The 9,193-nt window shown below is 68.6% G+C and carries 6 protein-coding genes; 4 read left to right on the forward strand and 2 right to left on the reverse strand.

Translation table 11 applies throughout. The features are described 5' to 3' along the window. Positions 1-49: 49 nt before the first annotated feature. The gene (locus VFZ20_RS14325) at positions 50-1,297 is read right to left on the reverse strand and encodes an MFS transporter (protein WP_329684581.1); all 1,248 of its coding nucleotides are present in this window, start codon (positions 1,295-1,297) and stop codon (positions 50-52) included. Positions 1,298-1,517: 220 nt separating this feature from the next. On the opposite strand from VFZ20_RS14325, the gene VFZ20_RS14330 reads away from it, so the two are divergent. The 4 genes from VFZ20_RS14330 to corA all read left to right on the forward strand — a co-directional run bounded on the left by VFZ20_RS14330 (position 1,518) and on the right by corA (position 5,632). Beyond that, a complete protein-coding gene (locus tag VFZ20_RS14330) occupies positions 1,518-2,819 on the forward strand; it encodes a vWA domain-containing protein (protein WP_329684582.1) in 1,302 nt (433 codons plus the stop codon). A gap of 514 nt (positions 2,820-3,333) precedes the next feature. Next, the gene (locus tag VFZ20_RS14335; protein ID WP_329684583.1) at positions 3,334-3,756 is read left to right on the forward strand and encodes a hypothetical protein; all 423 of its coding nucleotides are present in this window, start codon (positions 3,334-3,336) and stop codon (positions 3,754-3,756) included. 277 nt (positions 3,757-4,033) lie between these two features. Further along, entirely contained in the window at positions 4,034-4,462 is a 429-nt protein-coding gene (locus VFZ20_RS14340) for an SCP2 sterol-binding domain-containing protein (RefSeq protein ID WP_329684584.1), read from the forward strand. A 120-nt stretch (positions 4,463-4,582) separates the two neighbouring features. After that, positions 4,583-5,632 (forward strand): magnesium/cobalt transporter CorA, encoded by a 1,050-nt coding sequence (gene corA / locus VFZ20_RS14345; RefSeq protein ID WP_329684585.1) that lies wholly within the window; start codon positions 4,583-4,585, stop codon positions 5,630-5,632. Between the two features lie 1,144 nt (positions 5,633-6,776). Here the strand turns inward: corA and polA are convergent. Next, a partial coding sequence (polA, locus tag VFZ20_RS14350; RefSeq protein WP_329684586.1) for a DNA polymerase I occupies positions 6,777-9,193 on the reverse strand: 2,417 nt, incomplete at its 5' end.

The following is a 9,193-nucleotide window of genomic DNA, read 5'->3' on the forward strand; positions in this document are numbered from 1 at the left end:
GTTGCGGCGAGTTCACTCGCTCAGGCGCGGAGCCTGCCCTTTTTCCCCCTCACTCCGCCGCGCGCAGCTCCGGGATGTTCACGGCGATCCACGCGATGATCAGCAGAAGCGTGCCGGCACCCGTCGCCAGGGCGTACGGCGCGCCCATCCACCGGGCCAGGGCGCCCGCCTGCAGCGAGCCCAACGGCGTCATCCCCACGAACATGAACACGTACACGCTCATCACGCGCCCGCGCAGGTGGTCCGGCACCTTGCTCTGCAGCAGCGCGTTCACGCTGGCGTTGTTCAGGATCATCGTAAAGCCCACCAGCGCCAGCAACCCCAGCGACAGCGGATACCACGGACACAGCGCGAACGCCATCAGCAGCAGCGCGAACGCCGCCGCCGCGCCCAGGATCAGCCTGCCGCGCGGCACCCGCACGCGGCCCGCCGCCAGCGACACGCCCGCCGCCAGGGCGCCCGTGCCCGTCGCGGAGAGCATGGACCCCAGCCCCGGCGCGCCCACCTTGAGCACGTCGCGCGCGAACACCGGCAGCAGCATCACGTACGGCAGCGCCGTCACGGACATCCCCGCGATGAGCCAGACGAGCGTGCGGACGAGCCGGTCCGAGCGGATGTACGCCAGCCCCTCGCGGATGCTCTCCAGCGTGCTCGCCGTCCGCGGGCGGGGGACAAACGAGGGCAGCCGCATCATCAGCAGGCCGATGATGACGGCCACGTACGACACGGCGTTGGCGTAATAGCACGCCGCCACCCCCGCCACGCCGATGACGACGCCCGCCAGCGCCGGCCCCACGATGCGCGTGGCGTTGAAGGCGGCCGAGTTGAGGGCGATGGCGTTGGGCAGGTCCGCCGGGCCCACCAGGTCCACGAAAAAGCTCTGGCGGGTGGGGATCTCGAAGGCGCTCGCCGTCCCCAGCACGAAGACGAGCGCCAGCAGAACGGGATAGGTAATGCGCTCCGTGTCCGTCAGCAGCGCCAGCACGAGCGCGGCGGCCAGCGACACGACCTGCGCGACGAGGATGATGCGGCGCTTGTCCGCGCGGTCCGCCAGGTCCCCCGCCCACAGGCTGAACAGCAGCGTGGGCAGCGACGTGACCGCTGTGACGATGCCCAGCAGCAGCGCGCTGTTGGTGAGCTCCAGCACCAGCCAGCCCTGCGCCGTGGACTGCATCCACGTCCCCGCCAGCGACAGCAGCTGGCCCACGTAGAACACGCGAAAGTTGCGGTGGCGCAGCGCCCCGAACGCCCGGGTGGGGATCTCCACCTCGGCCGGGCGCTCCGGGGCGTCCGGCAACTGCGTGGGCGGGCCGCGCTGGGCCTCCGGGGGCGATGCCGCTATGCCCTCCGCCGCGTCCGCCTCCGGAATCTGCTCTGGCGTAGTCCCTCGTATCCGCTTCTGTGCGAAACAGTTGGTTCGGGTGTATCTTACGGGACGGCTTCCTGGCGCGCCACCGCCGCCGGGGATGGCCTGCAACGTGCGCCGCCGGCCCGGTCTCGCCCCTCGGAGGCATCTCATGCGCTTTACGAACTACTCGCGCTACACCGGCCACATGGCCGACGCGCTCAACCTGCAGGCCCTGCTGGACCAGCTGTCGGACTTCCTGCTCAACAGCGGGTTCGCCGGCGGGCACCACGTGAACCCGTGGTGGGGCGAGTTTGGCGGCGACGAGGACGACCGGTCGCTGGACGCGTTGAAGGAGGCGCTGCTGCGCGCCCTGCTGGAAAGCGGCCAGCTCACGCCCGAGATGATCGCCGAGCTGCGGGGCGACGGCGAGCCCGACGAGGCCGTGCGCGAGCGTATCGCCGAGCTGCTGGACCGGCTCATCCAGCGGATGGTGGAGGAGGGCTACCTCAACGTCAGCGAGGGCGGCCAGCCGCAGATGCCCGGCAACTACGCCGAGATGAAGGACGGCAAGATCGACGAGGCCCGCGAGGCGTCGCGCCAGGTGGAGTTCTCGCTCACGGGCAAGGGCATCGACTTCCTGGGATACCGCACGTTGCGGCACCTGCTGGGCGCCATGGGCCGGTCGTCGTTCGGCAGCCACGAGACGCCGCACCTGGCCACGGGCGTGGAAGCCGAGGCCGCCAGCCGGCCGTACGAGTTCGGCGACACGCTCAACCTGGACATCCCCGCCACGCTCAAGAGCGCGCTGGCCCGCGAGGGGCTGCGCGACGACGGCACGCTGCCGCTGGAGTACGGCGACCTGCACGTGCACCAGGCCGAGTACCGCTCGTCGTGCGCCACGGTGCTGATGGTGGACATCAGCCACAGCATGATCCTGTACGGCGAAGACCGGTTCACGCCGGCCAAGAAGGTGGCGCTGGCGCTCACGCACCTCATCCGCACGCAGTTTCCCGGCGACACGCTCAAGGTGGTGCTCTTTGGCGACACGGCCGAGGAGATCCCCATCGGGCGGCTGGCGCATGCGCAGGTGGGTCCGTTCCACACCAACACGGCGGCGGGGCTCAAGCTGGCGCGGCGGCTGCTGCTGGCGCAGAACAAGGACATGCGGCAGATCGTGATGATCACGGACGGCAAGCCGTCCGCCGTCACGCTGCCGGACGGACGCGTCTACAAGAACAGCATGGGGCTGGACAGCTTCGTGCTGAACGAGACGTTCCAGGAGGTGGGGGCCTGTCGCAAGTCGGGGATCCTGATCAACACGTTCATGCTGGCGCGCGACCCGGCGCTGGTGGCGTTTGTGAACCGGGTGAGCCAGGTGGCACGCGGCAAGGCGTACTTCACCAGCACCATGACGCTGGGCCAGTACATCATGCGCGACTTCCTGCGGCGCAAGACGCGCAGGGCGGGGTGAGGGTGGATTGGCCGAGGCTGCGCAGGTGAGTTCTGGGCGGCCCGGCCGGCCCCGCGCGAGAGCGGAGCGAATGATGCCGGTTGCGGATCTAAACAGGTGAACTCCACCCTCGCGCCGGAGCGGCTGAAGCCGCCGCTGGGACAGCGGAAAGCCCCGTCTCGCGCCGACGCGCTTTGCGAACGAGGCTTCAACCGCCAATACGAACCATTCCCGGCGATGTGACGAGCGTCGCGGCAGGATGGCGGCGTGCAGTCCACGAAGGCGGACTTTGTGTCGTTCCAGCGGCAAATTCATCGCTCCGGCTGGGGGACGGCCATTACCGAATCAGATCCGCAACGAGCATAATTCGCCGCGGGAACATCACGAACTCCGTTCGCGTGGACTGCCCCAACCCTGATAGGCGCCGTACCCCCGCAGTCTGACTCTCCACCAACCATCTGTGTCGTCCTCGTTTCTCTCGCCGCGCCCCAGCCGTGGATGGGGTTTCCCCGCCGCGGTCACCCTTGTGCCGGCGGTGGCGTACGTCAGCATGAGCGTCGCCGTGTGGACCGCGCGCCGCATGGGCGTGGGCGTGGAAACGCGGTTCTGGATAGAGGTGGTTGTGCTATCATCGACGCTGATCTCGTTCGTCGTGGCGTGCGTGATCCTCGCGCTGCGTACCGGGCGGTACGCGCTGCCGGTGACGGCGCTCGCGATTGGCGCATCGATCACGGTGTCTGAATTGGTGCATTTGTGGCTCGGGCTGACGATCATGCCCGGGATGTACCAGATCGACTACGAGCGGCGGGAGTTCATTCGTGATGCGAGAGCGTTCGCGTTCGAGCTGGGGATGTGGGCCGCGCTGGTGGCGCTGATCATTGCCGCGGGCACGCTGGCGGTTCGAGCCCTGGCCCGACGCGTGCGCCGCGGGGAACACGAGGGGCGCGTGCCGGTCTGAGGCCCGAATCCGCCGGTAGTTGAAGCCCCGCCGGGCGACGCGCAGCGTCGTCAGGGCGGGGCTTTCCGCTGTCGTAGCGGCGGCTTTAGCCGCTCCGGCTGGGAGTCGACTACCAAGCTCGAAGCCTCTCGCTCGCATCCCTTTGTCCGCATCCAACCCTCGCACCGGCCGGCGTGTCGTTGCGACGACGGATGGATCTCGTGCTCGCCTGCCCTTTCGCGGAAACACGCGGCGCCGTAGCGTTCACGCATCCACATCAACCGACGCCAGGACAGGGATGGAGCGGATGGAGGTGTTCACGGACGCGTGGTGCGACGCCTGCTGCGCGCGGCTCAACGCGAGCGCCGAGTACCGGCAGGCGGCCGCCACGTGGGAGGGCACCGTGGTCCTCGTGATGACGGCGGACGCGGCGCACGGCATCCCCGGCGAGCGCGCCGTGTGGATCGACGCGCACCACGGACACTGCCGCGACAGCCGCGTGGCCACTGCGGCCGACCGCGCATCCGCCGCGTACGTGCTGCAGGCGGACGCGGCCACCTGGACGCGGCTGCTGGCCGGCGAGACCGATCCCGTTTCGGCGGCCATGACGGGCAAGCTCAAGCTCACCAAGGGCAACCTGATGTCGCTCGCGAAGTACGCGGCCGCCGCCCGCGAGATGCTGCGGGCCGCCGGCGAGGTGGGCGGCACCTTTCCGGCATCCGCCTGATCCTCCCGCACTTCGATCGCAGATGTCCAGCATGACACACACGGAGACGGGCCGCTGAAGCTCAATCGCAGGGACCTGTTCCGCCTGCCGTTTGCGGCGGGGGCGGACGCGCTGGCGCCCGTGCACCGCCGTCCGCAGCCCGCGCCGGGCTCCGAGCCGGGCGTGCTGGTGTCGGAGCCGGGCGCCACGCCGCCGGCCGTGCAGGTCATTGCCTACGCGCCGCTGGAGTTCACGGAAACGCCCGTCACCGACCTGCAGCTGCTGCGGCAGATGCGCGGCAAGTGGCACGTGGTGTGGGTGAACGTGGACGGCGTGGCGCACGCGCCCACCCTGGCGGCCATCGGCGAGATCTTCGGGCTGCACCGGCTGGCCCTGGAGGACCTGGGCGACGTGCAGCAGCGCAGCAAGGTCGAGGCGTACGACGACCACCTGTTCGTCATCGCCCGCATGGCGCGGCTGGCGCCGGAACTGGACCTGGAGCAGATCGGCGTGTTCCTGGGCGACGGCTTCGTCATCACCTTCCAGGAGCGCCCGGGCGACGTACTGGAGCCGCTGCGGCAGCGCATCCGCACGGGGCGGGGGCGGATTCGCCAGAGCGGGCCGGACTACCTGGCCTACGCGGTGGTGGACGCCGTCGTGGACCACTACTTCCCCGTGGCCGAGGCGTACGCGGACCGGCTGGACGACCTGGAGGACGAGATCGTCGGCCGCCCCACGCGCGAGACCATGACGCGGCTGCACGGCATCAAGCGCGAGCTGATGGCGCTGCGGCGCGCCGTGTGGCCCATGCGCGACGCGCTCAACGCGCTGGTGCGCGAGCCGGGACCGCTCGTGCAGCGCGAGACGCTGGTCTACTATCGTGACACGGCGGACCACGCATTCCAGGTGCTGGACCTGGTGGAGACGTACCGCGACATCGCCGGCTCGCTCACGGACCTGTACCTGAGCACGGTGAGCAACCGCATGAACGAGATCATGAAGGTGCTCACGATCTTCGCGGCCATCTTCATCCCCCTGGGGTTCATCACGGGCGTGTACGGGATGAACGTGGACCACCCCAACCGCGCCTGGTGGTGGAACCTGCCTTTCGTGCTGGGGCTGATGGGCGCGTGTGCCCTGGTCCTGCTGATGTGGTTCGGCCGCCTGGGCTGGCTGCGCAAGGACGACTGAGCGCCGGCGGATCGCACCGCAGACGACACGCATCGGCAGATCACGCGGGTCCCAGCCTGAGCGGCAGCCGCTCCGACGACCGTTGCACCGCCTATCGACCTGGCTTCGATCACTCTACATGAAGGCTTCCGGTGGGTGTCTCGGAAGCACTACTATTCGCAGGAGCTCAACCAGCCAACAGGAGTTCGTGATGCAGCGTGACGCGGCGTTCGCGAAAGAGCTGTCCCTTGCTTCACGTGGCCCCCTGGTCATCCGGAAGGGCGACCCTCACGTGTCCACGGACGGTGGCAGACTCGCTTGGGGACCCGTGGTGATCAACCACGGTCCGCCCCCGCCGATCTCCGAGGCCGTTCTCGAGAGAGTTCGAGAGTTGATCGCAGCGGCCCGTGAGAAGGAACCCGAGTCCCAAGCCTGAGCGGCTGAAGCCGCCGCTACGACAGCGGAAAGCCCCGCCCTCACGACGCTTCGCGTCGCACGGCGGGGCTTCAACATCTCCGGGGATCGGGTTTCCCGCGCGGCTGCGTAGCCCCAGCCGCGCGTCAGTTCGCGACCTCCTCAGGGGCAGACGTACACGCAGGACATCGGCTCGCAGTTGGTCAGGCAGCTAAGGCACGTGCCGTTGCACGAGTCGCCACAGGTGTCGTAGCAGGAATAGCAGGTTCCATTGCAGCTTGCGCACGAGGCACAGGTGGCGCAGGTAGCGCCGCAGGTACCCGTGGGGCACGCGAGGTCAGCGCACGTCTCGAACGGTGAGATGCACATGTGGGAATGCGCGTCGACCGTGCCGCGGATCATCTCGGGAGAAACCGCCTCGAACGATTCGACGGTGAGCTGATCTACATCGAGCTTTAGCTTGTGCATGAAACCTCCCGGATTTGATGGATGACCGCCGCGGCAAATGAGACGGCCTTTCAATTTATGTCATCTTGCGGATAATCCCTAGCATGTTCGGAATCCACCCCGCGTCCTGGGTGGAGAGTACGAGTTGTACGGTGTTCGACACACTGGCACCGACCAGGGATAGGAGCACCGGACCGACGTACGCCTGTCGGCTTCGCTGAAGCTGGTGAGGAGCAAGGAGAGAAAACCGAGGGGCCGTTCCTCTGTCTCTCTCCCCGTACCTCCGTACCCTCGTACCCTCGTCCTACTTCGTCTCCAGCCAGTTCTCCCCCACGCCGCCCTCCACCTTGAGCGGCACGTTGAGCACCAGCGCGTTCTCCATGCGGTCGCGCACCATCTCGCGCACGGCGTCCTCGTTGCCCACGGGTGTCTCGAAGAGCAGTTCGTCGTGCACCTGCAGCAGCATCTTCGCGTTCACCCGCTTTTGCACCGTCAGGTCGTCGTGGATGCGGATCATGGCGATCTTGATCAGGTCCGCCGCCGTGCCCTGGATGGGCGCGTTGGTGGACGCGCGCTCGCCGAACGCCCGGATGTTCCAGTTCTTGGACTTGAGCTCCGGGATGTACCGCCGCCGCCCCGTGAGCGTCTCCACGTAGCCGCGACTCTTGGCCAGCTCCACCTGCTCGTCCAGATAGCGCCGCACGCCCGGAAAGCGGCGAAAGTACTCCTCGATGAACTCCTTTGCCTCGGCGTTGCTGATCCCCAGCTGGTTGCCCAGCGAGAACGGGCCCTGGCCGTAGATGATGCCGAAGTTCACCGTCTTGGCCCGGTCGCGCATCTCCTTGGTGACGCTGTCCGTCGCCACGCCAAAGATGATGCCGGCCGTCTGCCGGTGAATGTCCACGCCCGCCCGGAACGCCTCCACGAACGCCTCGTCGCCCGAGTAGTGCGCCAGGATGCGCAGCTCGATCTGGGAGTAGTCGGCGCTGACGAAGCGGTTGCCCTCCGCGGGGATGAAGCCGCGGCGGATCTCCGCGCCCATCTCCGTGCGGATGGGGATGTTCTGCAGGTTGGGATCGGACGACGAAAGCCGGCCGGTCGCCGCCACCGTCTGGCTGAACGACGTGTGGATGCGCCCCGTCTCCGGGTTCACCGTCTTGGGCAGCGACTCCACGTACGTGCTGCGCAGCTTGTCCACCTGCCGGTACTCCATCAGCAGCGTGGGCAGGCGATGTCCCTTGGCCGCCAGGGCCTGCAGCACGTCCACGTCGGTCGACGCGCCCGTCTTGGTCTTCTTGATGACGGGCAGCCCCAGCTTGCCGAAGAGGATCTCGCGCAGCTGCGGCGTGCTGCCGATGTTGAACTCCTGCCCCGCCTCGGCGTAGATGTCGCCCTCCACGCGCCGCTGCTGCGCCCGCAGCTCCTCGCCCATCTTCGCGAAGAACGGCTCGTCGATGCGGATGCCGTTCCACTCCATCTCGGCCAGCACGGGGAGCAGCGGCATCTCCAGGTCACGGAACAGCGTGTCCAGGTGCAGCGACTCCATCTCCGGCCCGAACTTCTCCGCCAGCCGCAGGGCGATGTCGGCGTCCTCGGCCGCGTAGGTGCACGCGGCCTCCAGCGCCACCTCGGCAAAGGGGATCTGCGCCTTGCCTTTGCCCGTGACCTCGTCGTAGGCGATGGTCGTGTGGTCCAGGTGCTGGAGGGCCAGCGAGTCCAGCCCGTGCTCGCGCCGCCCCGGCTCCAGCACGTAGCTGGCGATCATGGTATCGAAGCCAATGCCCCGCAGCGTGATCCCCTCGCGGCGAAAGACGAGGAAGTCGTACTTGAGGTTCTGCCCCACCTTCTCGACCGACGCGTCCTCCAGCAGCTCGATCAGCGGCCGCATCTGCTCGCCGTGCAGGTCCGGCAGGTTGGCGACCACCTCGCACCCCGGCCCGTCCGCGGGCGGGGCGATGTCGCCCAGCAGGTCGCCCTGGTCGGGGCCGCGCGTGCGGTGGCGGAACGGGAGGTAGAACGCCTCGCCCGTGGTCACGCCCAGGGAGATGCCGCAGAGCGTGGCCCGCATGGGGTCCGTGTCGCTCGTCTCCGTGTCCACGGCCACGCGGCCCGCCGCCCGCGCCTGGGCCACGACGTCGCGCACCTGCTCCGCCGTCGACAGCAGCGTGTACGTGGCTTCCAGCCGCTTCGGCGCGCGCGTCTCCGCCGCGGCGCCGTCCTCGCCCGGCACCTGCGAGGCGAAGTCGCGGGCCAGCGAGTGGAACTCCAGGTCGAAGAAGATGTCCTTGAGCCGCGCGCGGTCCGGCTCGCGGCAGCGCAGGGCCTCCAGCTCCAGCTCCACGGGCAGGTCCTCGCGGATGGTGACGAGCTTCTTGGAGAGAATCGCCGAATCCGCGAACGCCTCCAGGGCCTCGCGGGCGCGCTTGCTCTTGATGTCGGCCGTGTGCGCCAGGAGGTTCTCGATGGCGCCGTACTCCTCGATGAGCTGGATGGCCGTCTTGGGGCCGATGCCCTTGACCCCCGGCACGTTGTCGCTGCTGTCGCCGATCAGCCCCAGGTAGTCCACCACGTGCTGCGGCGCCACGCCCAGCCGCTCGTTGGCGTTGCGCGTGTCCACCCACTCCTCCTCCACCGCCGTGGGCCCGCCGCGGCCGGGGTTCAGCAGGCACACGTGGGGGCGGATGAGCTGGTAGAAGTCCTTGTCGCCGCTGACGATGACGG

This window comes from Longimicrobium sp., from assembly GCF_036280135.1.
GTDB lineage: Bacteria > Gemmatimonadota > Gemmatimonadetes > Longimicrobiales > Longimicrobiaceae > Longimicrobium.

Coding starts and splice junctions, on each gene's coding strand:
- VFZ20_RS14340 (WP_329684584.1), top strand. CDS start 4,034: ATGGAGCGGATGGAGGTGTTCACGGACGCGTGGTGCGACGCCTGCTGC.
- VFZ20_RS14330 (WP_329684582.1), top strand. CDS start 1,518: ATGCGCTTTACGAACTACTCGCGCTACACCGGCCACATGGCCGACGCG.